Here is a 23,957-nt window from a genome sequence, read left to right as displayed (position 1 = left end):
CGCCCGGTCGAGAACTCGGTGACGACTCGGTTGGAGCTCGGTTGACGCAGGGGCGGGCCGCGCCACCGAACGGCCGGATCCGGCCGCTAACCTTACGTATCCGCCCTGGCCAGGGATCAATTCCCGCAGTACGGACATTTATCGCACCCAACTCATGCGAAAGGCCTCGCCCATGGGCATTCGGAGCTTGCTGCGCAAGGTGTTCGGCCGGACGGAGCAGGACGAGCCGACCACGGCCACCGTCCCGCCCCAGGCCGAGCGCACCCAGCCCTCGGAGACGGAGCCGGACACCGCCGACACGGCGGCCGAGCCCGCGAAGGCCTCGGTACCGGCCCCGGCCTCCCCCTCGGACCGTTCAGCCGGTGCCGAGCACGACAGCGGCCAGGCATCGGACCTGGTGGCGGCGGCCTTCGACAAGGCGTCCGCGACGTCGGCGCCCACGACGACCTCCACACCGGCACCGAAGGTCCCGGCCCAGGGGTCGGACCCGGAGGCGAAGCCGGCCGCGGAGTCCGTGGACGCCGGAACGGAGGTCGGTACGGACGCCGGTAAGGACGTCACGGCGGAGACCGTCGTCGAGACCGAGCCGGCCGCCGCGGCGCCGATCACGATCGACATGGACCCGGAGCCGGAGACGGAACCCGAGCCGAAGGTGGAGGAACCGAAGCCGGAGCCGGAGGCGGCGCCCGTCGCGGCATCGCCTGCGGCGGACGAGCCGTCCGCTGCCGAGGCGGCGCCCGCCGCCGACGCGCCCGCCGCAGCGGAGAAGGCCGTGGCCGCTCCCGCACCGGCCGCCGTCGAGACTCCCGCCGCCGAGCCGGTGACCGAGCCGGAGCCGGTGGCCTCGCCCGAGGCACCGAAGGCCGACGTCGTGGAGCCGGTCGTGAAGCCGGTCGTGGAGCCGGTTGCCGAGGCCGTCGTCGCCACCCCGCCCGCCGCCGAAGCCGTACCCGAGGTGGCACCCGCCGCCGAGCCCGAGCCGGCGGCCGCCGCTCCCGTCGCTGCCGCCGAACCGGTCGCCGAACCGGAGCCCGTCGCCGCCGAACCGGTCGCCGAGCCGGTCACCGACGTCGCGCCCGCCGCCGCCGAACCGGTCACCCCCGTCGCTCCCGTCGCCGCCGCCGAGCCGGTCGCCGAGCCGGTCGCCGCGCCCGACGCCGTCGTCCCCACCGGGAAGCCCGCCGTCCCCCTCGCCCGGGTCAAGGCCGCGGCGCCCGGGCTCGTCGCCCCGTACAAGGCGGCACAGGCCGCGCTCAAGGCACACGGGCTGACCGGGCTGCGGGCCACCGTGTACCTGGTCCTCGACCGCTCCGGCTCCATGCGGCCGTTCTACAAGGACGGCAGCGCCCAGCACCTGGGCGACCGCACGCTGGCGCTCGCCGCGCACCTCGACGCCGACGCCACCGTGCCCGTCGTCTTCTTCTCGACCGACATCGACGGCACCGGTGCGGTCGACCTCACCGCCCACGAGGGCCGGATCGACGAGCTGCACGCGGGCCTCGGCCGACTGGGCCGCACGAACTACCACCGGGCCGTCGAGGAGATCGTCACGCACTACGAGAAGTCCGGGGCCACCGGCCCCGCTCTCGTGATCTTCCAGACGGACGGGGCCCCGGACGCCAAGGTGGCGGCCAAGCAGGCGCTGGCGGACGCGGCGCGGCTGCCGCTGTTCTTCCAGTTCGTCGCGTTCGGCGAGGAGGACTCGAAGGGCTTCGACTTCCTGCGCAGGCTGGACGTCGGGAACGCCGGGTTCTTCCACGCGGGCCCCGCCCCGCGCGAGGTGCCCGACGCCGCCTTCTACCGGGAGGTCCTCGCCGGGCTCCCCGCCTGGGCCGCCGCCCGCGGAGTGGTCGCGGAAGACTGATCCACCGGCAGCCGTACGGTCACGGCGAGCCCGCCCTCCGGGCCGGGCACCGCCGTGGCCGTACCGCCGTGGGCCAGCGCGATGGAACGCACGATCGACAGCCCGAGCCCCGAGCCCTGGCCCATCCGGTCCCGCCCCTCCCCGCGCCGGAACGGCTGGAAGAACCCGGCGATGTCCCCCTCCGCCACCGCGGGGCCCGTGTTGCGGACCACCAGGGCGCCGTCCGCCGACAGTGACACCTCCACCCGGCCCCCGGGCACGTTGTAGCGGACCGCGTTGGACAGCAGGTTCGCCACCAGTTGCGCGAGGAGCTGCCGGTTCCCGCGTACGACGCAGGGCTCCGCCGTGACCGTGACCTCCGGCCGGGACGCCGCTGTCCGCTCCGTCGCCGCCAGGGGCCGGGCGGCCTCCTCATCCACCACCCGCGCCAGGTCCACCGGCGTGCGCTCGCTCCTCGCGAGACCCCGTTCGCTGCGTGCCAGCACCAGCAGCCCCTCGATGAGCCGCTCACTGCGCCGGTTGTTGTCCAGCAGCGTCCGCCGGGTGCGTACGAGGTCCTCCGGTGACGGATCGTCGAGGCCGACCTGGATCGCCGCCCGCTGGGTGGCCAGCGGGGTCCGCAGTTCGTGCGAGGCGTTGGCGATGAACCGGCGCTGGCTGTCGAAGGCCTTCTCCAGCCGGGCCAGCAGCGCGTCGAGCGTCTCCCCCAGCTCCTTCAGCTCGTCGTCCGGACCACTGGACGCGATCCGCTCGTGCAGCGTGTGCTCGGAGAGCCGTCGCGCCTTCGCGGTCATCGCGTGGACGGGCCGCAGCACCCGCCCCGCGGTCCACCAGCCCACCCCGACGGCGCACCCCGTCATGACGAGCAGCGCGGCGGCCGACCAGTACAGGAGCTCCCTGCTCGCGGCGTCGCTGACGTCGTCGGTGAGGTCGTAGACCGTGGGCGGTCCGAGGCGGCCCCGCGCGTGCAGGGGGCCGTTGACCGCGAAGCCGGGCTGGGCGACCGCGGCGGACGTGGCGATGGCGCGCGCCTGCGAGTCCGTGCCGGCGCGCGAGGCCAGGTTGACCGTGGCGAGCAGCGCCGTACCGAGCACCAGGAAGACCCCGCCGTAGACGAGGGCGATACGCATCCGGATCGTCGAGTGCCGCACCTGGGAGGCCCCGGTCGCTCTCACCAGGCTCAGCAGCCGGCTCACAGGGCGTACCCGACGCCCTGCACGGTACGGATCAGCGCCGGCTCCCCCAGCTTGGCGCGCAGCTTGCTCATACAGACGCGCACGGCGCCCGTGAAGGGGTCCGCGTTGGCGTCCCAGGCCCGCTCCAGCAGTTCCTCCGCGCTGACGGTGGCCCCGTCGGCCTCCAGCAGCAGCTGCAGCACGGTGAACTCCTTCGGCGACAGATCCAGGTCCCGCCCGTCCCGGGTGGCGGCACGGCGCACGCTGTCGAGTCTGATGCCGTGTCTCTCCAGCTGCGGCGGGACGGGCCGGGCGCTGCGGCGCCGCAGGGCACGCACCCGTGACACCAGTTCGGGGAACTCGAAGGGCTTGCTCACGTAGTCGTCGGCGCCGAGGTCGAGCCCTTCCACCCGGTCCTCCATGGTCCCGGAGGCGGTGAGCATCAGGATCCTGGTGCGGGACCCGGCCGACACGAGCCTGCGGGCCACGTCGTCGCCGTGCACCCGGGGGAGATCACGGTCGAGGACGACCACGTCGTAGTCGTGGAGCCCCAGATAGGCGAGCGCGGCGTCCCCGCTGTACACGGTGTCCACCGCGAACCCGGCGCGCCGCAGCCCGGTCGCCACCAGTTCCGCCAGGATCTCCTCGTCCTCGGCGACCAGTACCCGCATCGTGTTGTCCCCTGCCTCGTGCACGCGTGCAAACTCCTCCCAGGATGCGTCTTTGGTACGGGAAAGGATGTTTCGCAAAGCTCTCCGCGGCCGGGGCCGCCGCAATCGATGTGAGTGGATCTCCCACGGGCCGTTAGGATTTCGACCATGGCGGCCACTGGATCCGAGAAGCAGGGGGCGAAGGCGTTTTACGTCTCGACCCCCATTTACTACGTCAACGACGCTCCTCACCTGGGCCACGCCTACACGACCGTCGCAGGCGACGTGCTCACCCGCTGGCACCGCCAGCGCGGCGAGAAGGTGTGGTACCTCACCGGCACGGACGAGCACGGTCAGAAGATCATGCGCACGGCCGAGGCGAACAACGTCACCCCTCAGGCTTGGTGCGACAAGCTCGTCGAGGAGGCCTGGAAGCCCCTCTGGGAGCACTTGAACATCGCGAACGACGACTTCATCCGTACGACGGAGAAGCGGCACACGGACCGTGTGCAGGAATTCGTGCAGGACCTGTTCGACAAGGACCAGATCTACAAGGGCGGGTACGAAGGCCCGTACTGCGTGGGCTGCGAGGAGTACAAGCTCCCCGGCGACCTGATCGAGGCCGAGGACGGCACGAAGCTGTGCCCGATCCACAAGAAGCCGGTGGAACTCCTCAAGGAGGAGAACTACTTCTTCAAGCTGAGCGAGTACGGCCCGAAGCTCATGGAGTTCTACGCGGCCAACCCGGACTTCATCCAGCCCGAGTCCGCCCGCAACGAGATCGTGAACTTCGTCAAGCAGGGTCTCCAGGACCTGTCGATCTCGCGTTCCACCTTCGACTGGGGCGTCCCGGTGCCGTGGGACCCGAAGCACGTCATCTACGTGTGGATCGACGCCCTGCTCAACTACGCCACGGCGGTCGGCTACGGCGCCAACCAGGAGAAGTTCGACGGCACCTTCCCGGCGGACGTCCACCTGATCGGCAAGGACATCCTGCGCTTCCACTCGGTCATCTGGCCGGCCATGCTGATGGCGCAGGGGCTGCCGCTGCCCGGCAAGGTCGTCGCCAACGGCTGGCTGATGGTCGGCGGCGAGAAGATGTCGAAGTCGAACCTGACGGGCATCAAGCCGCAGGACCTGACCTCGCACTTCGGCGTCGACGCGTACCGCTGGTACTTCCTGCGGGCCATCGCGTACGGCAGCGACGGTTCGTTCTCGTGGGAGGACTTCAGCGCCCGCTACACCTCGGAGCTCGCCAACGACTACGGCAACCTCGCCTCGCGCGTCGCGGCCATGGTCGGCAAGTACTTCGGCGGTGCGCTCCCGGAGGACCCCGCGGCCGGTGACGCGGAGCGGGCGGTCCAGGAGGGCCTGGCCCAGGCGGTCGCCACGGCGGACTCCAGGATCGGCGAGGAGCTGGACTTCCAGGGCGGCATCCTGGCGGTCTTCGACTTCGTGAAGCAGGTCAACGGCTACATCACCGAGCAGGAGCCCTGGAAGGTGGCCAAGGACACGTCGCCGGAGGGCCAGGCCCGGCTCGCGACCATCCTGTACACGGCGGCGGAGTCACTGCGCGGTGTCGCGGTCCTGCTGAACGCCGTCATGCCGGACACCTCGCAGAGGCTGTGGGACTCCCTGGGCGCCGAGGCGTCCCTGGGTGCCCTGGCCGACCAGCGGGTCCAGGACGCGGGCCGCTGGGGACAGCTGCCCGCGGGCGCGACGGTGACGAAGGGCGCGGTGCTGTTCCCGCGCCTGGAGGAGAAGCCCGCGTAAGCGGCGTACACGACGCGGGAGCCCGGGTCCCGATGTGTTCGGGGCCCGGGCTCCCGCGTGTGATGGGTCAGGGCGTCCGCCCGCGTCACCTGGCCAGCGACGCGGCGTCCCCCATCACGATCACGGGGTACTTGGCGGGGTCCAGGGCGAGCAGGAGTTCCCGCATCCTGTCCTCGGTCAGCGAGACGCAGCCCTGGGTGGGGCCGCCGTGGTCCACGTGGACCCAGATGCCGCCGCCCCGCTCCTCACCGAGGGGCCTCTCGCGGTCCAGCGGGGACGTGCCCGGGGTGCGGTTGTAGTTGATGGCGACGACGTAGTCGAACGAACCCTCCAGGGGCTCCCCGAGGAAACCTTCACCGCTGACCGCGAAGCGGGCCTCCTCGTCGTACGGGAGCAGGGCACCCGGGTCGGGCAGCCGGCCGCCCGCGTCGGTGAGGCCGAAGACCCCGGCGGGGGATCTGAGGTCGTCGGCGAGGTGGCGGTCGGTCCAGCCCTCCATGCCGTTGTGGGCGGGCCAGGGGCCCGCCTCGGGTCTCCAGCCGAGGGCCGGGTCGTCGAGGCTGTGGAGCACGACCGCGGAACGGTTGGAATCCGGGCCCTGCCCCGTCACCACCAGGGCCTGCCGGGCGGTGGCGGGAATCCGCGCCCGGGTCTGCGGACCCAGCCCCGGAATCTCCGACGGGCCGCGGGACGGCTCCACGGCAAGGATCCGCCCGTTCTCGGCGGCCCCGGAACCGGCGGCACCGTGGGGCGCGACCGGGTCGGAGGTCGGCACCGCCCCGGCGGAACAGCCGATGACCAGCAGGAACAGGACGACGAGCAGAAGAAAGGGGCGGCGCGGGACGGACACGGTGCGGAACTCCTCGGTTGAGGGGCGGACCAGCACTTCCCGTGCCGGTCCTTGCCCGCCCGGCGGCACCGAATCGGAACCGGGGCCATCGGGATGTACCCGGTTCCGGTACCCGAGGTCCGTGAAGTTCCGCATGGTCCACCCGTACGCAGGAAAGGAGCCCGGAGCCGTCGCGGCTCCGGGCCCTTCACCGGGGGGCCCTCGATGCCTCCGCCGGTCTCCGAGGCCTCAGAGACCGGTGCCGTCGTGGGTCTCGTCGGGGTCGACGCCCATCGTGATCGACCCGGTCACGCCGCGCGCCATCCCGCCCTTGCGGTAGGAGAGTTTCAGCAGGCCGCCCGTCACCCCGCTCTGGTCGTAGATGGTGTCCTCGGTCAGGGTCGTCCGAGTGGTGGTGCTCGTCGCGTACGGTTCCTCCTTCGCGGAGTCGAGGACCGCGGACTCGGCGAAGAAGAACTGGCCGGTGTGGCAGGTGTGGCCGCCCTCGTACCCGGCGTCGGTCATCTTCCCGCCGACGTGCACCTTGGTGTGGATGTGCACGGCACGGCCCTGGTACCAGCCCGGGAAGATCGTCGTGAACTCCACGAACCCGTGCCGATCGGTGAGCTGGGTGCCGCGCAGGTAGCGCTCGTCGTCGGTGGGTTCGCTGTGCCCGCCACCACCGCCCGGGCCACCGGAAGGGGGCGTCCCGGTGGGGGTCCCGGTCGGTGCGTCGGTGGGGGCGCCGCTCGGCGGGGTGCCGCCGCCGGGGCCGCCCTGGCTCATGCTCTCGTAGCCGGAGTAGATCCCCAGCGCGTCGCAGTGCCAGATGTCGACGGCCGCCTTCTTCAGCGGTTTGCAGGTGTCGGAGTCGATCACCTTGAGCCGGAGGGTCAGCGGGATGCCCTCCTTGTCCTCGGTGATGTCCTTCCTGATCTTGTCGGCGTCGATGTAGTACGGGCCCTCGGTGGTCTCCGAGGTCAGCCGGTAGCAGACCTCGGCCTGCCCGGCCTTCGTGCCGGAGGCGGCGCTCCCCTCCTCGCCGGCCGAGGCGGTCGCGACGACACCTGCCCCGACTCCGGCCGCTACGACGGCCGCTCCGCCGGCCAGGATCACCCTGCGCCGGGTCATGTCCCTCTTGTGTGCGGGTCCCTGATTCTCTGTCATGGACGGGGAGACTAGGCAGCCCGGCTGGGAGGGACATGGGTGCCGGCTGTGGGTTCCTGTGCGTGTGCCGTGACCCTCGCCGTGACCCTCGCCGTCGCCGTCGTCGTCGCCGGCGCCGCGACGAATGAACAGCCCGCATCGAAAAAACAGTCCCCGGCCGCGTGGCCGGGGACTGTTTCACGTGGAACCGGAGCGGAAGCGGTGACGCCTACTTCGCGCCGGTGTCCCTCGCCACGGAGTCCTTGGCATCGGCCTTCTCCTTGGCCGCCGCCGCGGGCTTGCGGAGCTGGATGTTCAGCTCGCGCAGCCGCGTCTCGTCCAGCACGGTCGGGGCACCCATCATCAGGTCCTGGGCGTTGCCGTTGAGCGGGAAGGCGATCGTCTCGCGGATGTTCGGCTCGTCGGCGAGCAGCATCACGATGCGGTCGACACCCGGAGCGATGCCACCGTGCGGCGGGGCGCCGAGGCGGAAGGCACGGAGCATGCCCGCGAACTCGTGCTCGACGGTCTCGCGGTCGTAGCCGGCGATCTCGAAGGCCTTGATCATCAGCTCGGGCTCGTGGTTCCGGATGGCACCGGAGGACAGCTCGATGCCGTTGCAGACGATGTCGTACTGCCAGGCGAGGATGTCCAGCGGGTCCTTCGTCTCCAGGTCCTCCAAGCCGCCCTGCGGCATCGAGAAGGGGTTGTGCGAGAAGTCGATCCGGCCCGTCTCCTCGTCCTTCTCGTACATCGGGAAGTCGACGACCCAGCAGAACCGGAAGACGCCCTCCTCGAAGTGCCCGGCGCGCTTGGCGGCCTCGACGCGGACGGCGGACATGATCTTGGAGACCTCGTCGAACTCGCCCGCGCCGAAGAAGACGGCGTGGCCGGGAACGAGGGAGAGTCGCTCGGTGAGCGTCTTGACGTCCGTCTCGGTGAGGAACTTGGCGATCGGTCCCGCCAGCGTGCCGTCCTCGCCCACGCGGACCCAGGCGAGGCCCTTGGCGCCGTGCTCGACGGCGTACTCACCGAGGCCGTCGAAGAACTTCCGGGACTGACCCGCGGTGTCCGGCACCGGCAGGGCACGGACGTGCTTGCCGGCGAACGCCTTGAACCCGGAGTCGGCGAACACGTCGGAGATGTCGACGAGCTCCAGCTTGGCCCGGAGGTCCGGCTTGTCGTTGCCGTACTTCAGCATCGACTCGCGGAACGGGATGCGCGGGAACGGCGAGGTGACGTGGCGGCCGTTGCCGAACTCCTCGAAGAGCTCGGTCATGAGCTTCTCGATCGGCTGGAAGACGTCCTCCTGCTCGACGAACGACATCTCGACGTCGAGCTGGTAGAACTCGCCCGGCGAACGGTCGGCGCGGGCGTCCTCGTCGCGGAAGCAGGGCGCGATCTGGAAGTACCGGTCGAAGCCGGAGATCATCAGCAGCTGCTTGAACTGCTGCGGCGCCTGCGGGAGGGCGTAGAACTTGCCGGGGTTCAGCCGGGACGGGACCACGAAGTCACGGGCGCCCTCGGGGGAGGTCGCGGTGAGGATCGGCGTCGCCATCTCGTTGAAGCCGAGGGCGACCATCTTGGAGCGGATGGACGCGATCACGGCCGAGCGCAGCATGATGTTGCGGTGCATGCGCTCACGGCGCAGGTCGAGGAAGCGGTACTCCAGGCGCCGCTCCTCGTTGACCCCGTCCTCGGTGTTGATCGTGAAGGGCAGCGGGCCGGCCTCGCCCAGCACCTCGACCTCGGTGACCTCGATCTCGATCTCACCGGTCGGGAGCTCCGGGTTGACGTTGTCGGTGCCGCGCGCGGAGACCTTGCCGTCGATCCGGACGACGGTCTCCTTGGTCAGCTTCGCCAAGGCGTCGTTGCCGGGGGTGCCGGGGCGGGCGACGAGCTGCACCAGACCGTAGTGGTCGCGCAGATCGATGAAGAGGATGCCGCCCAGGTCTCGGCGATTGTGCAGCCAGCCGCTCAGCCGGACGTCGGTGCCGACGTCAGAGGCGCGGAGCTCGCCGCAGGTGTGGGACCTGTACCGATGCATCGTCGTTCATCCAGTCTTCGCGGTCGGGGTGGATTGACACCCCAGGCTACCGCCCGTGGACGCACCGCTTCATTGGCATTGTGGCCGCACGGCTGTGCGGGACGTGATCGGCGGCCTCCGCGCTCGCTGCGCCGCCGCCGTCCCTCGGTGGCGTCGACATCGACAATCTTCCTAAAGTGGGGCAATGCGCACCGAGGAAGTCCTGGCTGCGATCGGGACCGGTCTGTGGAGCTGGGACAGCTCATCAGGCATGGTCACGTTCGACGCGGAGGCGGCACGGCTGGTGGGACTGCCCGCCGAGGCCACCGTCCGTCCCGGCGAGGAGGTGCGTCCCCGCTTCCACCCGGCGGACTGGAACGAGATCGACGGCATCGTGAACTTCGCGATCGCCGAGGGCACCCTCGCCGAGGCCCGGATGCGCATCGTGGACGAGGACGGGGAGGTCGTGCGCACGGTCCGCACCCGTTCCAAGCCGGTTCCGCTGAACACCCCGGGCCTCCACACCTACGTGCTGATGGGGATCCTCCAGGAGGTCGCCCCGCCCCCGGAGGCAGCCGCGGCGCAGACCCCGCTCACGGGCGACTGGCGGCGGTCACGCGAGGCGTTCCTGCTGGACGCCGGTCGGGCACTGGCCGAGGCAGTGTCCACCGAGGAGGTCCTCCGGGTCGCGGGATCGCTGTCCATGCCCGGGTTCTCGCCGGACGGCCTGGCCGTCTTCGGCGTCTCGGGCGAACGGCTGACGGTCATCGGCCACCACGGGCACCACGTCGGCGACGAGAAACCGTTCACGGACATGCTCCTGGAGACCGACTACCCCGCCGCCGAGGTCGTCCGGACCGGTCAGGCGATCTACCTCGCGTCGCCCGAGGAGTACCGGCAGCGCTTCCCCGCCACCTGGCCCCTCGCCAGCGGCTTCGGACGCCGGTCCTGGGCCTTCCTGCCGCTCATCTCGTCGGGACACACCATGGGCGCGTGGATGGCCGGGTTCCGCCACAACGTGGCCTTCTCGCCCGACGAGCGGTCCGTGCTGAACACGGTGGCGCGGATGCTGGCCCAGGCACTGACGCGCGCCGGCACCGCGGAGACGGAGCGAGAGCTGTCGCTGGGTCTCCAGAAGGCGATGAGGCCCTCCCTCGGCCCCGGCGTCCCCGGCCTGTCGGTGGCGGCGCGCTACATCCCGACGGGAGGGGGGCTCCAGGTCGGCGGCGACTGGTACGACATGATTCCCCTCCCCAACGGCCGTATCGCCCTCGTCATCGGGGACGTCCAGGGGCACGACGTGCGGGCGGCGGGTCTGATGGGCCAGCTGCGGATCGCCCTGCGCGCGTACGCGTCCGAGGGGCACCGCCCCGACGCGGTGCTCTCCCGGGCCTCGCGCTTCCTCTCCGGGCTGACGGAGTCGTACGACCTCACCGACGGCGAGGACCGGTCCGACGCGACACGTTTCGCGACCTGCCTGTACGCGGAGGCCGACCCCGAGGCCGGCACCCTCGACGTCGCCCGGGCGGGGCACCCCGACCCGGTGGTGATCAGCATCGACGGCACCGCGGTGATCCGGCAGACCGCCGGGGGACTGCCCCTGGGCGTCGAGGAGGACGCCGACTATCCGACCACCCGCGTCGTCCTGGGGCCCGGCGAGACGATCATGCTCTGCACGGACGGGCTCATCGAGACCGGAGGCCACGACATGGCCACCGGGTGGACCAGGCTCAGGCCGGTCCTGGAGAAGCCCGTCGGGGACCTGGAGGAGCTCGCGGACGCCCTCGTCCGGGCCGTCCACGGCCCGGACTCGCACTACACGACCGGCCCGCTGGTGGACCGCCGTGAGGACGACATCGCGGTCCTGGTGCTGCGTCGCGAGGGAGCGCGAGCACGCAGGGTCCCCGGACGGCGCTCGGCGATGACCGTCGCCCAGGCGGAGCCCGAGCGGATCGCGGTCGCCCGGCAGCAGCTGCGGGAGCTCCTGCACGACTGGACGGACGCGGAACAGGTCGACTCCGCCGAGCTGATGGTCTCCGAGATGGCCACGAACGTGCTCGTCCACACGGACGGGGACGCGCTGCTCGTGGCGGAGGTCACGGGTGAGCTGGGCGAGCGGCGGCTGCGCGTCGAGGTGGCCGACGCCAGCGACGAGCTGCCGCACAAGCGGCGGCCGGGGGAGATGGCGTCCAGCGGCCGGGGGCTGGTGCTGATGGAGATGCTCGCCGACGCATGGGGGGTGGACCCGAGGGGGGAGGGGAAGTCGATCTGGTTCGAGCTGTACGAGTCGGCGGAGCCGGCGGAACTCGGCGCCGTCGCCGGATCATGAGCGGTCGGTGACCGCGGGCCCCTCGCCACCGGCCGCGTACCCCTTGCGCAGCTCGCCGACCACCCCGACCGCCGCGGCGCACAGGGGCACCGCCAGCAGCATGCCCAGCAGCCCCGCGACACTCGCCCCCGCGGTCAGCGCGATCATGATCATGGCGGGGTGCATCTGGACGGTCCGGCTCTGGATGACGGGCTGGAGCACGTGCCCCTCCAGCACCTGCACCGCCACCACCACCCCCAGCGCCCAGAGCGCGATCACGATGCCCCGGTCCGCGAGCGCGACGAGCACGGCGACGGCACCGGAGATGAAGGCCCCCAGATAGGGGATGTAGGCGCCGACGAACACCAGCGCACCGAGCCCCGCCGCGCCCGGCACCCGCAGGATCAGCAGGCCCACCGTGATGCACAGGGCGTCGATCAGGGCGATGAAGGTGGTGCCGCGCATGAACCCCTCGACGGCCTCGAAGGCCCTGCGGCCCATGGCCTCCACGAGGTCACCCGTGCCGCGCGGGGCGATGCTGTGGGCGAACTTCGCGGCACGGTCGGAGTCGCGGAGGAAGAAGAAGGTGAGCAGCAGCGCCAGGATGCTGGTCGTCAGGAGCGACCCGATCAGGCTGATCCCGCTGAGAAGTCCGCCCGCCGCGCTCGCACCGAACTTCTCGACGAGCCCCTTGGCGTTGTCCGCGAGGTCGTTGACGTCGGCCACGCCCTCGATGTCGAAGTGGTCGACGACCCACTGCGCGGCGTCCTTCAGCGAGTCCACGATCTGCCCGCCGCTGTCGACGAGCGCGGTGACGACGATGTATCCGGCGCCCCCGACGACCGCGACGAGCGCGGCACAGGTGAGGCCGGCGGCCACCGACCGGTTCACCCTGTGCGCGGTGAGCCAGCGCTGGACGGGCCCGAGCAGCGCGGTGCCGAGCAGCGCCAGCAGGACCGGGGTGACCGCGGTCTTGAGCACCACGCTGAGCCAGACGGCCACCGCCGCGACGCCGGCGACCAGGAGCAGGACGCCGCACCAGGCGGCCGTCCGCCGCGCGGCGTCGGGCAGGAGGGGCTTCCGGGTGGACACCCTCCCACCCGATCACGGGCCGGCAGCGGTGTCCCTTCCGCGCGGGCGTACGGGTGACGGTCCGTCACCCGTACACCGGGCTGGACCGGTCACATGCCGTGGACGGCCGGGACCTTTCCGAGGCGTCCGGCCTGGAAGTCCTCGAAGGCCTGCTTGAGCTCGTCCTGGGTGTTCATCACGAACGGCCCGTAGTGCGCCATCGGCTCACGGATCGGGCGCCCGCCGAGCAGCACGACCTCCAGGTCGGGGGTGTTGCCGTCCTGCGACTCGTCGGCGCGGACGGTCAGCGAGGACCCCTTGCCGAAGACGGCCGTCTGCCCGAGGTGGACGGGGCGGCGCTCCGTGCCGACGCTGCCGCGCCCGGCCAGGACGTACGCGAGGCCGTTGAAGTCCTCGCGCCAGGGCAGCGTCACCTCGGCACCCGGACGGACCGTGGCGTGGACCATGGTGATCGGGGTGTGGGTGATGCCCGGGCCCTCGTGACCGTCCAGGTCACCGGCGATGACGCGGAGCAGCGCGCCGCCGTCCGGGGAGGCGAGGAGCTGGACCTGGCCGCCGCGGATGTCCTGGTAGCGGGGCGCCATCATCTTGTCGGCCTTGGGCAGGTTCACCCACAGCTGGAGGCCGTGGAAGAGACCGCCGGACATGACCAGCGCCTCGGGCGGCGTCTCGATGTGGAGAAGACCGGAGCCGGCCGTCATCCACTGGGTGTCGCCGTTCTCGATGGCACCGCCACCGCCGTGGCTGTCCTTGTGGATGAAGCTCCCGTCGATGATGTACGTGACGGTCTCGAAGCCGCGGTGCGGGTGCCAGGGGGTTCCCTTCGGCTCACCGGCGGCGTAGTCCACCTCGCCCATCTGGTCCATCATGATGAACGGGTCGAGGTGCCGGTAGTTGATCCCGGCGAAGGCGCGACGCACCGGGAAGCCCTCCCCCTCGAAACCGCTGGGCGCGGTCGTGACGGTCAGCACGGGGCGGGCCACGGCGTCGGCCGGGGCGGCGACCTTGGGCAGGGTCAGCGGGTTTTCGACGGTCACTGCGGGCATGGGAGCCACCTCCGGGAGTCTTCTGATCCCAATTTAGTTGAACGGTGAACATCTTGCAAGGCGGCATTCATTCCCGCCCGCCGCACAGCAACGAGGGCCCGCACCGAAACGGTGCGGGCCCTCGGGCGAGCTACGTCCCTCAGCCGTACATACGACGCATCGCGAAGTCCACCATCTGCTCGACGGCCTTGGCGTCGAAGACCATGCGGTGGTCACCCTCCATGTCCAGGACGAAGCCGTAGCCGGTCGGCAGCAGGTCGATCACCTCGGCCCCGGTGATCACGAAGTACTTGGACTCCTTGCCCGCGTACCTCCGGAGCTCCTTGAGCGTGGTGAACATGGGGATCACCGGCTGCTGGGTGTTGTGGAGCGCGAGGAAGCCGGGATTGTCGCCGCGCGGGCAGTACACCTTCGCCGTGGCGAAGATCTGCTGGAAGTCCTCCGCGGACAGCGATCCGGTCGTGAAGGCCCGTACCGCGTCGGCCAGGGACGGCGGCGAGGGCTCGGGGTACAACGGCTGCTCGCCGTAGCCGCCCATCTGCTGCTGTGCGCCCGGGTTCTGGTCGTAGCCATACATGCCGCAAAGAGTAATCGGACACATCTCCGGCTCGAGGGGTTGCGCCTTATTACTGACGGGTAGCATCATCGTGGGGGTCAGGTGACACACCCACGCCAGGCCGTCCGCCGTCCGACCTCCACTCCTCCCCGGGGCGCTGCGCGCCACTGCTATTGATTACGGAGCCTTCCCATGGGGCACTACAAGTCGAATCTCCGCGACATCGAGTTCAACCTCTTCGAGGTGCTCGGGCGCGACAAGCTGTACGGCACCGGTCCGTTCGCGGAGATGGACGTCGACACCGCGAAGAGCATCCTGGACGAGGTCACCCGCCTCGCCGAGAACGAGCTCGCCGACTCGTACGCCGACGCCGACCGCAACCCGCCGGTCTTCGACCCCGAGACCAACACCGCTCCGGTCCCGGCTTCCTTCAAGAAGTCGTACCAGGCGTTCATGGACTCCGAGTACTGGCGCCTGGGCCTCCCCGAGGAGATCGGCGGCACGACCTCCCCGCGCTCCCTGATCTGGGGCTACGCGGAGCTGCTGCTCGGCGCCAACCCGGCCGTCTGGATGTACTCCTCCGGCCCCGCCTTCGCCGGCATCCTCTTCGACGAGGGCAACGAGGCGCAGAAGAAGATCGCCGAGATCGCCGTCGAGAAGCAGTGGGGCTCGACCATGGTGCTGACCGAGCCGGACGCCGGTTCGGACGTCGGCGCCGGCCGCACCAAGGCGGTCGAGCAGGAGGACGGCTCCTGGCACATCGAGGGTGTGAAGCGCTTCATCACCTCGGGCGAGCACGACATGTCCGAGAACATCATCCACTACGTGCTGGCCCGCCCCGAGGGCGCCGGACCGGGCACGAAGGGCCTCTCGCTCTTCATGGTCCCGAAGTTCCACTTCGACTGGACCACGGGTGAGCTCGCCGAGCGCAACGGCGTGTACGCGACGAACGTCGAGCACAAGATGGGCCTCAAGGCCTCGAACACCTGCGAGATGACCTTCGGCGACCAGCACCCCGCCAAGGGCTGGCTGATCGGCGACAAGCACGACGGCATCCGCCAGATGTTCCGCATCATCGAGTTCGCCCGGATGATGGTCGGCACGAAGGCCATCGCGGCGCTCTCCACGGGCTACCTCAACGCGCTGGAGTACGCCAAGGAGCGCGTCCAGGGCACCGACCTGTCGCAGTTCATGGACAAGACGGCCCCCAAGGTCACCATCACGCACCACCCCGACGTGCGCCGCTCCCTCATGACGCAGAAGGCGTACGCCGAGGGCATGCGCTCGCTCGTGCTCTACACCGCCTCCGTCCAGGACGCGATCCAGGTGAAGGAGGCGGCGGGCGAGGACGCCAAGGCGCTCAACGGCCTGAACGACCTGCTGCTCCCGATCGTGAAGGGCTACGGCTCCGAGAAGTCCTACGAGCAGCTCGCGCAGTCGCTCCAGACCTTCGGCGGCTCCGGCTACCTCCAGGAGTACCCGGTCGAGCAGTACATCCGCGACGCCAAGATCGACACCCTGTACGAGGGCACCACGGCGATCCAGGGCCAGGACTTCTTCTTCCGGAAGATCGTCCGCGACCAGGGCGCCTCGCTGAACACCCTCTCCGAGGAGATCAAGAAGTTCCTCGCGGGTGCCCAGGGCCACGAGGAGCTGTCCGGCTCGCTGGACAACCTCGCCAAGGCCGCGGTGGACCTGGAGGCGATCGTCGGCACGATGATCACCGACCTCACCGCGACCGGTGAGGACGTCAAGAACATCTACAAGGTCGGCCTCAACACCACCCGCCTGCTGATGGCCTCCGGCGATGTCGTCGTCGGATACCTGCTGCTCAAGGGCGCCGTCGTCGCCTCCGAGAAGCTGCGCAACGCCTCCGCCAAGGACGCCGCCTTCTACCGGGGCAAGATCGCCGCGGCGAAGTTCTTCGCCACCGACATCCTGCCGGGCGTCTCCGCCGAGCGCGCGCTGGCCGAGACCGTCGACAACTCCCTGATGGAGCTGGACGAGGCCGCGTTCTAGTCCGCGCCGCGCTCCCCGCGCGGGAGACACGTCCGGCCCGCCCCCTCGCAGGGGCGGGCCGGAGCTGTGATGCAGGGGTCGGGGCGTCGCTTTCCGGACGACGGCCGTCGGCGGTCGCCGGACGGCGTGAAGCGTGCCCGTCGGGCGTCGTTACAGTGAAGAACATGAGCTCTCCCCTCCGCTTCGACCGCGGGCACACCGACGATCTGATGGCCTTCCTGATGGCCAGCCCCTCCCCGTACCACGCCGTGGCCACCGCCGCCGCGCGACTGGAGAAGGCCGGTTTCCGGCAGGTCGAGGAGACGGACGCGTGGGACGGCTCCACGGGCGGGAAGTACGTCCTGCGGGGCGGCGCGATCGTCGCCTGGTACGTGCCGGAGGGCGCGGGTGCCCACACCCCCTTCCGGATCGTGGGGGCCCACACCGACTCCCCCAACCTGCGGGTCAAGCCCCTGCCCGACACCGGAGCGCACGGCTGGCGCCAGGTGGCCGTCGAGATCTACGGCGGGACCCTCCTGAACACCTGGCTCGACCGGGACCTGGGCCTGGCCGGCCGGATCTCCCTCCGTGACGGCACGCACCGGCTGGTGAACGTCGACCGGCCGCTGCTGCGGGTGCCCCAGCTCGCCGTGCACCTGGACCGGTCCGCCAACCCCGACGGCCTCAAGCTCGACCGGCAGAAGCACATGCAGCCGATCTGGGGGCTCGGCGAGGTCGCGGAGGGCGACCTCATCCGTTTCGTCGCCGAGGAGGCGGGCGTCGGCCCCGAGGAGATCACCGGCTGGGACCTCATGCCGCACCCCGTCGAGCAGCCGGCCTACCTGGGCAGGGACCGTGAACTGCTCGCCGGCCCGCGCATGGACAACCTGCTCTCGGTGCACGCCGCCACGGCCGCGCTGGCGGCCGTGGCCGGGCTGCCGGACGACGAGATCCCGTACATCCCCGTGATGGCCGCCTTCGACCACGAGGAGAACGGCTCCCAGTCCGACACCGGTGCGGACGGCCCGCTGCTCGGCACGGTCCTGGAGCGTTCCGTGTTCGCCCGCGGAGGTTCCTACGAGGACCGTGCCCGGGCCTTCGCCGGGACCGTCTGCCTCTCCTCGGACACCGGTCACGCCGTCCATCCGAACTACGCCGAGCGGCACGACCCGACGCACCACCCGGTGGCCAACGGCGGGCCGATCCTCAAGGTCAACGTCAACATGCGCTACGCGACCGACGGCGGTGGCCGCGCGGTCTTCGCCGCGGCGTGCGAGAAGGCGGGCGTGCCCTGGCAGACGTTCGTCTCGAACAACTCGATGCCGTGCGGCACGACCATCGGCCCGATCACCGCGGCACGGCACGGCATCCGGACCGTCGACATCGGTGTGGCGATCCTGTCCATGCACAGCGCACGCGAACTCTGCGGCGCCGACGACCCGTACCTCCTGGCCAACGCGCTCACCGCGTTCCTCGCGGGCTGATCCCCCCGCCGTCCCAACCGCCGTCACGGACATGCTTGTTGCCGGGCCGGGTACGCGACCCGTACACCGGCCCGGACTCACCGGGCCGTCGAGGAGGCGGAAATCATGGGACTCGGAGGATGCATTCTCCTGATCGGTGCCGGGGCGATTCTGGCGTTCGCGACGGACTGGGAGATGGACACCGTCAACGTCGACCTGGTCGGCTGGATCATGATGCTCGTCGGCCTCGTCGGGGTCTTCGTCTACGTGAGCATCGCGCGTCGCCGCCGCATGGTGGTGCCGCCCACGACCACGGTCGTCACGGAGGACGAGCGCCGCTACCAGTGACCTGACGGCGGGTCGGGCACCCGCCCGCGGGGCGTCGGTGACTGCGCGTCGGCTCGGCGTGGGCCCGATATTCTGGGGACCTCTCCGTGCCCCCACCCCGGGTGCGTCCTGCCCGGAAGGAATGCCGCTCGTGGAGTTCCGGCTGCTCGGCACGGTCTCCGTCGACACCCGCCCCGGGCCACTGCCGCTCGGGCCCGCCAAGAGGCGCGGCCTGCTCGCCGCCCTGCTGCTGTCGGCCAATACCCCTGTGCCGGTCGCCCGGCTGACGGACTCACTGTGGGGCGAGGCTCCCCCCCTTCGCGCCCGCGGCGTCATCCAGGGCCACATCTCACGCCTCCGCGCCCTCCTGACCGGTGCGGAGGCGGAGGCGTACGGAGTGGAACTGCTCACACTCGACGACGCCTACGTGCTCCGCGTCCCGGAGACCCTGCTGGACTACCAGCGGTTCGAGGAACTGCTGATGCTGGCACGGCAGCAGCGCGGAGCCGCCGACACCGTACGCATGCTCGACGAAGCCCTGTCCCTGTGGCAGGGCCCGGCACTCGGCGGAGCCTTCACCGAAGGGCCGCTCCAGGCCGCGGCGCACACGCTGGAGGAGTCGCGGCTGGCGACCGTCGAGGAGCTGGCCCGGGCCTACGGGAATCTCGGCGAGCACCACCGGGCCGCGTCCGTGCTGCGGTCGGAAGCGGTCGCTCATCCGATGCGGGAATCGCTGGCGGCGGCCCTGATACTGGCGCTGTACCGGGCGGGACGCCAGTCGGAGGCCCTGGACTGGTTCCACCGTACGAGGCGGCTGCTCGCCGACGAGCTGGGCATCGACCCCGGACACGAGCTCGCCGACGCGTACGCGCTGATCCTGCGCGGCGGTCCCCGGCCCGGCGCGTCCCCCGGCGGCGGCCCGGGTGCGGCCGCACGTGAACCGGAACGGCCCGGGGGCGGTCCGGGGGTTCCCGGCACCGCTGCGGCCTCCGGCCCACCGCGTACCGCCGCCGCGCACGGGACCTCGCTGGTTCCGCACCCCACCGATCTGCTGCCCCGCGCCCCTCGTGGCTTCCACGGCCGCAACGCCGAGCTGGCGGCGCTCACCCGGGCGGCAGCCGGTGAGGCACCCGTCTGCCTGGTCACCGGCCCGGCGGGGGTGGGCAAGACGTCACTGGCCCTCCAGTGGGCGCACCACAACCCCGCCGCCTTTCCGGACGGACGGCTGTTCGCCGATCTGCGCGGCTTCAGCGAGACGGGCGAACCCGCTCTCATCGACGTCCTGCGCGAGTTCCTGCTGGCCCTCGGCGTCGCACCGCGCCGCGTCCCGGAGTCCGTGACCGCGGCGGCCGCGCTCTTCCGGGCCCTGACCGACCGTCGCCGGCTGCTCGTGGTCCTCGACAACGCCCGGGACTCCGCCACCGTCCGGCCTCTGCTCCCGGGCGGGACCGACTGCGTCACCCTCGTCACCAGCCGACACCGGCTGGAAGGCCTCATCGCCTCGGACGCCGCCCGGCCCGTCCCTCTCGACACCCTCGAACCCCGGGACGGCACGGCGCTGCTCGCCGGCGTGCTCGGTGAGGAGAGGATCCTCGCCGAGCCCGTGGCGGCCCGCCGGCTCGCCGAACTCTGCGGAGGGCTTCCGCTCGCCCTGCGTGTCACGGCGGCCCGGCTGGCCGGACGTCCGCAGTGGACGCTCGCCGGTCTGGCCGACGAGCTGGCCGACGAGCGCAGCCGGCTGACGTTCCTCGACGTGGACGACACCGGTGTCTCGGCCGCTCTTCGGCTGACCGTCCAACAACTCCCGGCGGACGCCGCACGGCAGTTGGCCCGGCTCGGCCACCATCCCGGCAGCCACTTCGACCCGTACACCTGCGCCGCTCTCGCGGGGACCGATCCCGTCTCCGCCACGGCGGCCCTGGAGCGTCTCGGCTCCGCGCACCTCGTCACCGAGACGGCGCCGGGACGCTGGGTGCTGCACGACCTGGTCCGCCTGTACGCCCGGGGCCTCGACCCGTCGTCCGGGCCCGAGGCGCTGATCAGCGTCCTCGACCACTACATCGCCACCGCACTCGCCGCCGCCGACACGGCCGAGCCCGGCGGTGAACCCTGCTTCGTCCTGCCGGAGGACCATCACCGGCCCGCCGCCGTGAGGGACTTCGCCGACCGGACCGCGGCGATGCGCTGGCTGGCCGCCGAACGCGACGACCTGGCGCGGGCGGCTGTGGCGGCCCGGAGCGCCCGCCTCCACGACCGGGCCTGGCGGATCATCCTGCTCCAGTGGCCGCAGGTGGTGTGGCGGGTGCGGGACAGCTGGGCCCCCCTGCTCGAGCTGGCGCTCGACTCCGCCCGGGCTGAGAAGGACCCGTACGCCGAGTCGCGGGTGCTGAATCTGCTGGGCTGGGTGCTGACCGAAGAGGGAAGGACCACTGAGGCCCTCACCCTCCTGGAGCTCTCACCGGGTCTTGCCCGGCGGGCCGGCGACCGGCTGGGCGAGGCGACGGCCCTGATCAACCTGGCCGTCGTCCAGGCCGGCCAGGGTGAGCTCGACAGGGCTCTGGAGGGCTGCGGCCGGGCCGTCACCCTGGCCCGGGAGGAGAAGGACCGGCACACGGAGATGCTCGCCCTCCAGCACCTGGCCCGGATGCAGCTCTCCGACCGCCGTCCGGAGGACGCACTCGAATCCGCGCACACCGCACTGGCCCTGGGGCCCGAGCAGGAGGAGGCGGCCCGCCGGTCCCTGCTGCTGGCCGTCACCGGTGAGGCACGTCTGGCGCTCGGCGAGCAGGAAGAGGGGATCCAGCTGCTGGACCGGGCGGCCGAGGAGGCGGAACGCGCCGGTTACGACGAGGGCGCCGTGCGGGCGCTGGAGGCCCTGCTGCGGGTGTCGGCGCGTGCGGAGTACCGGACACGGCACGCCCAGGCGCTCGGGCGGCTCACCGACGAGGGCTGACCCGGCGCGGCACCGGCGCGTTCCGGTCGCCCTGCCCCGGAGGCGGGACGGGGAGCACCTCGCGGGGGCCCGGGAAACGGACGTCAGCGGGACGGCAGCGGGACAGCAGCGGAACGTGAGCGGCGCACTCCAGACTCAGGGATGTCAGCAGCTCACCGGCGCTCCGGTCCCGACCGGCCGGCCGCCTCATCTTCACTCCGGGGGAGTCTCCATGCGTACCTTCCGCACCCGCACCACCGTTCTCGCCACCACGGCCACCGCCGTACTCGCCCTCTCCCTCACCGCCTGCGGTGACAACGGCACCGGCACGAAGTCCGCCGGCCCGGCGGGGAGCGGATCCACGGCGGCGGCCGCCGCCGTGAAGCCCGCGCAGAACGCGGGCTCCTCGGACGACGCGGGCTCCGCGGTGAACGACGGTGCGACGCAGGACTCCGGCGACGCGGGCACCGCGAAGACCACCAACAGCACGAAGACCACGGGCGGCACGAAGACCGGGAGCGGCGGCGACGTGGCGGCCTGCACCACCAAGGGCCTGGCGATCAGCGCCGAGGTCCAGGACGGCCCGCCCTACACCCACATCGTCCTGACCGCGAAGAACACCTCGGGCCACAGCTGCCTGATGCAGGGCTTCCCCGAGATCCGGTTCCTGGAGAACGCCCGTGGCGCCGTCCCGGCGGTCGCCAAGAGCAAGCCCGCCGGTCCGGTCGTGCTCGCCGCCGGCGCTCCCGCGTACGCGGCCGTGAGGCTGTCGGACGGCGGTATGGACGAGGACGTCGAGGCCGTGAAGGACTTCTCCGTGACGCTCCAGGGCAACGCCGGCATGGCCATCGTGAAGGCCCCCGGCGCCGAGGGCATCACCGTGGACCCCGCGAAGTGGGCGACCGGCTACTGGACGCCCGAGCTGCGCAACGGCGCCGACGAGTTCTGAGCCGTCAGCCCTGCTCGTCCATCCCCGCCAGCACCAGCGGGAGCCTGGACGTCCCCGTGGCGGTGACGCTCACGGGAACGCCCCAGTCCTGCTGGTGCACATGGCAGGCCGGGTACTCGTTCGCCGGGTCGTCGTCGCAGGACGCCGCCATCGCGGACACGTGCAGGACGCCCTCGGTGACACCGTCCGCAAGGACCAGGTCACGGCTCAGGTCCGTACCCGGGCCCGCCCCGTCGGCCAGCAGCTCCGGCGGGGTCGAGGAGACCAGCAGCCGGGTGGACGGACCGTACCGGGTGTCCAGCTTCTGCCCGGCGGGGGCCTGGAAGACGACGTCCAGCCGCAGCGTGCCGGCCGCCACCTCCGTGGCCGCTCGCTGGGTCCGGTGCGCCCGGCCCGCGACCCGCACGGCCTCCTCGGGTAGGCGGAGCCGGGTCAGCCTGTGCCGCGCGGACTCCACGACGACCAGGTCTCCGTCCACCAGGACGGCGTCGCTCGGCTCGCGCAGATCCGTGGCCAGCGTGGTGACCTCACCGCTCTCCGGGTCGTACCGCCGCAGCGCGTGGTTGTAGGTGTCGCTCACCGCGACGGAGCCGTCCGGGAGGGCCGTGACACCCAGCGGGTGCTGGAGAAGCGCCTGACCGGCGGCGCCGTCGCGGTGGCCGAAGTCGAAGAGACCCGTGCCGACGGCCGTGTGCACGGCGCCCTCCAGGTCCACGTAGCGCAGCGCGGAGTTCTCGGAGTCGGCGACCCAGAGACGGTCGCCGGCCGAGGCCAGGCCGGACGGCTGCGCGAACCACGCCTCGTCACCGGGCCCGTCGACCAAGCCCTCGTTGGTCGTCCCCGCGGCGACACCGACCGTCCCCTGCTCGGGGTCGTACGTCCACAGCTGGTGCACGCCCGCCATCGCGATCCACAGCCGGTCGCCGAACCAGGCGATGTCCCACGGAGACGACAGGTCCACCTCGGTGGCGGGGCCACGGGTCGCGGAGCCCTGCCACCACTGGCGGCCGGTCCCGGCGAGCGTGGTCGTCACGCCGGTCGCGAGGTCGAGCGCCCTGATCGCGTGGTTGACCGTGTCCGCGACGGCGATCCGGCCGTCGGGCAGCACGGCGAGGCCCTGCGGCTCGCTGAACCGGGCTTCCTCGCGGCCCCCGTCCGCGAATCCCCGCTCACCGGCGCCGAAGTGGCCGCGGACGGTCTCGCCGTCGGCCTCCAGCTCGACCAGGCGGTGACGGGTGCTGTCCGAGACCAGGAAGCCGCCGTCGGGAAGGGCGAGTGCCTTGCCGGGGAAGCGCAGGTGCGTCGCCACCGGCTCGGGAGCGACGTACGGTCCGTCGCCGCGGCGCAGGGTGCCCTTCGCGGCGTGCTCGGCCTCCAGCTCCTCGACCAGCTTCTCGATGGCGTGCGCGTGTCCCTCACCCGCGTGCTGGGCCACGACGTAGCCCTCGGGGTCCACGACGACGAGCGTGGGCCAGGCCCGGACGGCGTACTGCTTCCAGGTGGCCAGCTCGGGGTCGTCGAGAACGGGGTGGTGCACCTCGTACCGCTCGACCGCGTCGACCACGGCCTGGTGTTCGGCCTCGTGCACGAACTTCGGCGAGTGGACACCGATGATCACCACGGTGTCGCGGTGCTTCTCCTCCAGCTCGCGCAGCTCGTCGAGCACATGCAGGCAGTTCACACAGCAGAAGGTCCAGAAATCCAGGATGACGATGCGTCCCCGCAGGTCAGCCAGGGTGTACTGCCGGTCGCCTGTATTGAGCCAGCCGCCCTTGCCGATCAGTTCGGGGGCGCGGACACGTGCACGTGCTGTCATGTCACCA

The 23,957-nt window shown here is 71.5% G+C and carries 17 protein-coding genes; 8 read left to right on the top strand and 9 right to left on the bottom strand.

Going from position 1 to position 23,957, the window contains the following annotated elements; genetic code table 11:
* The first annotated feature begins 172 nt into the window (after window positions 1-172).
* Complete coding sequence (locus LWJ43_RS16750; RefSeq protein ID WP_277333040.1) at window positions 173-1,864, top strand: VWA domain-containing protein; 1,692 nt, start codon at window positions 173-175, stop codon at window positions 1,862-1,864.
* Here the strand turns inward: LWJ43_RS16750 and LWJ43_RS16745 are convergent.
* Complete coding sequence (locus LWJ43_RS16745; RefSeq protein WP_462100887.1) at window positions 1,798-3,060, bottom strand: sensor histidine kinase; 1,263 nt, start codon at window positions 3,058-3,060, stop codon at window positions 1,798-1,800. The two genes, LWJ43_RS16750 and LWJ43_RS16745, sit on opposite strands and share 67 nt — an antisense overlap.
* Entirely contained in the window at window positions 3,057-3,710 is a 654-nt protein-coding gene (locus LWJ43_RS16740) for a response regulator transcription factor (RefSeq protein WP_277335906.1), read from the bottom strand. The genes LWJ43_RS16745 and LWJ43_RS16740 overlap by 4 nt, the downstream gene beginning before the upstream one ends.
* Before the next feature lie 147 nt (window positions 3,711-3,857).
* On the opposite strand from LWJ43_RS16740, the gene metG reads away from it, so the two are divergent.
* Window positions 3,858-5,462 (top strand): methionine--tRNA ligase, encoded by a 1,605-nt coding sequence (metG, locus tag LWJ43_RS16735; protein ID WP_277333039.1) that lies wholly within the window; start codon window positions 3,858-3,860, stop codon window positions 5,460-5,462.
* Window positions 5,463-5,547: 85 nt separating this feature from the next.
* On the opposite strand, the gene LWJ43_RS16730 is transcribed toward metG, so the two are convergent.
* From LWJ43_RS16730 to aspS, 3 genes are all read right to left on the bottom strand, one after another.
* A complete protein-coding gene (locus LWJ43_RS16730; protein WP_277333038.1) occupies window positions 5,548-6,312 on the bottom strand; it encodes a hypothetical protein in 765 nt (254 codons plus the stop codon).
* A 228-nt stretch (window positions 6,313-6,540) separates the two neighbouring features.
* Complete coding sequence (locus tag LWJ43_RS16725) at window positions 6,541-7,458, bottom strand: intradiol ring-cleavage dioxygenase (RefSeq protein WP_277333037.1); 918 nt, start codon at window positions 7,456-7,458, stop codon at window positions 6,541-6,543.
* Window positions 7,459-7,666: 208 nt separating this feature from the next.
* A complete protein-coding gene (gene aspS, locus LWJ43_RS16720) occupies window positions 7,667-9,484 on the bottom strand; it encodes an aspartate--tRNA ligase (protein ID WP_277333036.1) in 1,818 nt (605 codons plus the stop codon).
* 184 nt (window positions 9,485-9,668) lie between these two features.
* Between aspS and LWJ43_RS16715 the strand changes: the two genes are divergently transcribed.
* On the top strand, window positions 9,669-11,792 hold the full coding sequence (locus tag LWJ43_RS16715) for an ATP-binding SpoIIE family protein phosphatase (RefSeq protein ID WP_277333035.1): 2,124 nt from the start codon (window positions 9,669-9,671) through the stop codon (window positions 11,790-11,792).
* Here the strand turns inward: LWJ43_RS16715 and LWJ43_RS16710 are convergent.
* The 3 genes from LWJ43_RS16710 to LWJ43_RS16700 all read right to left on the bottom strand — a co-directional run bounded on the left by LWJ43_RS16710 (window position 11,787) and on the right by LWJ43_RS16700 (window position 14,486).
* The gene (locus LWJ43_RS16710) at window positions 11,787-12,863 is read right to left on the bottom strand and encodes an AI-2E family transporter (protein WP_277333034.1); all 1,077 of its coding nucleotides are present in this window, start codon (window positions 12,861-12,863) and stop codon (window positions 11,787-11,789) included. The genes LWJ43_RS16715 and LWJ43_RS16710 overlap by 6 nt on opposite strands.
* Before the next feature lie 89 nt (window positions 12,864-12,952).
* Complete coding sequence (locus LWJ43_RS16705) at window positions 12,953-13,909, bottom strand: pirin family protein (protein WP_277333033.1); 957 nt, start codon at window positions 13,907-13,909, stop codon at window positions 12,953-12,955.
* Between the two features lie 139 nt (window positions 13,910-14,048).
* Window positions 14,049-14,486, bottom strand: a complete 438-nt coding sequence (locus LWJ43_RS16700; protein ID WP_277333032.1) for an SseB family protein — start codon at window positions 14,484-14,486, stop codon at window positions 14,049-14,051.
* A gap of 171 nt (window positions 14,487-14,657) precedes the next feature.
* Between LWJ43_RS16700 and LWJ43_RS16695 the strand changes: the two genes are divergently transcribed.
* The 5 genes from LWJ43_RS16695 to LWJ43_RS16675 all read left to right on the top strand — a co-directional run bounded on the left by LWJ43_RS16695 (window position 14,658) and on the right by LWJ43_RS16675 (window position 22,134).
* Complete coding sequence (locus LWJ43_RS16695; RefSeq protein ID WP_277333031.1) at window positions 14,658-16,484, top strand: acyl-CoA dehydrogenase; 1,827 nt, start codon at window positions 14,658-14,660, stop codon at window positions 16,482-16,484.
* Window positions 16,485-16,648: 164 nt separating this feature from the next.
* Window positions 16,649-17,947, top strand: coding sequence for a M18 family aminopeptidase (locus LWJ43_RS16690; RefSeq protein ID WP_277333030.1), 1,299 nt, complete (start codon window positions 16,649-16,651; stop codon window positions 17,945-17,947).
* A gap of 105 nt (window positions 17,948-18,052) precedes the next feature.
* Window positions 18,053-18,274, top strand: a complete 222-nt coding sequence (locus tag LWJ43_RS16685; protein WP_031090542.1) for a DUF6458 family protein — start codon at window positions 18,053-18,055, stop codon at window positions 18,272-18,274.
* A 130-nt stretch (window positions 18,275-18,404) separates the two neighbouring features.
* Complete coding sequence (locus LWJ43_RS16680; protein ID WP_277333029.1) at window positions 18,405-21,206, top strand: AfsR/SARP family transcriptional regulator; 2,802 nt, start codon at window positions 18,405-18,407, stop codon at window positions 21,204-21,206.
* Between the two features lie 211 nt (window positions 21,207-21,417).
* Window positions 21,418-22,134, top strand: a complete 717-nt coding sequence (locus tag LWJ43_RS16675; protein WP_277333028.1) for a DUF4232 domain-containing protein — start codon at window positions 21,418-21,420, stop codon at window positions 22,132-22,134.
* 4 nt (window positions 22,135-22,138) lie between these two features.
* Here the strand turns inward: LWJ43_RS16675 and LWJ43_RS16670 are convergent, their stop codons facing one another.
* Entirely contained in the window at window positions 22,139-23,950 is a 1,812-nt protein-coding gene (locus LWJ43_RS16670) for an NHL domain-containing thioredoxin family protein (RefSeq protein ID WP_277333027.1), read from the bottom strand.
* Window positions 23,951-23,957: the final 7 nt, after the last annotated feature.

This window comes from Streptomyces sp. JH34, assembly GCF_029428875.1.
GTDB lineage: Bacteria > Actinomycetota > Actinomycetes > Streptomycetales > Streptomycetaceae > Streptomyces.
The sequence above is the reverse complement of the archived record's forward strand: the minus strand, read 5'-3'. Positions and strand labels throughout refer to the sequence as shown.

Coding starts and splice junctions, on each gene's coding strand:
- LWJ43_RS16750 (WP_277333040.1), top strand. CDS start 173: ATGGGCATTCGGAGCTTGCTGCGCAAGGTGTTCGGCCGGACGGAGCAG.
- LWJ43_RS16740 (WP_277335906.1), bottom strand. CDS start 3,710: ATGCGGGTACTGGTCGCCGAGGACGAGGAGATCCTGGCGGAACTGGTG.
- metG (WP_277333039.1), top strand. CDS start 3,858: ATGGCGGCCACTGGATCCGAGAAGCAGGGGGCGAAGGCGTTTTACGTC.
- LWJ43_RS16725 (WP_277333037.1), bottom strand. CDS start 7,458: ATGACAGAGAATCAGGGACCCGCACACAAGAGGGACATGACCCGGCGC.
- aspS (WP_277333036.1), bottom strand. CDS start 9,484: ATGCATCGGTACAGGTCCCACACCTGCGGCGAGCTCCGCGCCTCTGAC.
- LWJ43_RS16715 (WP_277333035.1), top strand. CDS start 9,669: ATGCGCACCGAGGAAGTCCTGGCTGCGATCGGGACCGGTCTGTGGAGC.
- LWJ43_RS16705 (WP_277333033.1), bottom strand. CDS start 13,909: ATGCCCGCAGTGACCGTCGAAAACCCGCTGACCCTGCCCAAGGTCGCC.
- LWJ43_RS16700 (WP_277333032.1), bottom strand. CDS start 14,486: ATGTATGGCTACGACCAGAACCCGGGCGCACAGCAGCAGATGGGCGGC.
- LWJ43_RS16695 (WP_277333031.1), top strand. CDS start 14,658: ATGGGGCACTACAAGTCGAATCTCCGCGACATCGAGTTCAACCTCTTC.
- LWJ43_RS16690 (WP_277333030.1), top strand. CDS start 16,649: ATGAGCTCTCCCCTCCGCTTCGACCGCGGGCACACCGACGATCTGATG.
- LWJ43_RS16685 (WP_031090542.1), top strand. CDS start 18,053: ATGGGACTCGGAGGATGCATTCTCCTGATCGGTGCCGGGGCGATTCTG.
- LWJ43_RS16675 (WP_277333028.1), top strand. CDS start 21,418: ATGCGTACCTTCCGCACCCGCACCACCGTTCTCGCCACCACGGCCACC.
- LWJ43_RS16670 (WP_277333027.1), bottom strand. CDS start 23,950: ATGACAGCACGTGCACGTGTCCGCGCCCCCGAACTGATCGGCAAGGGC.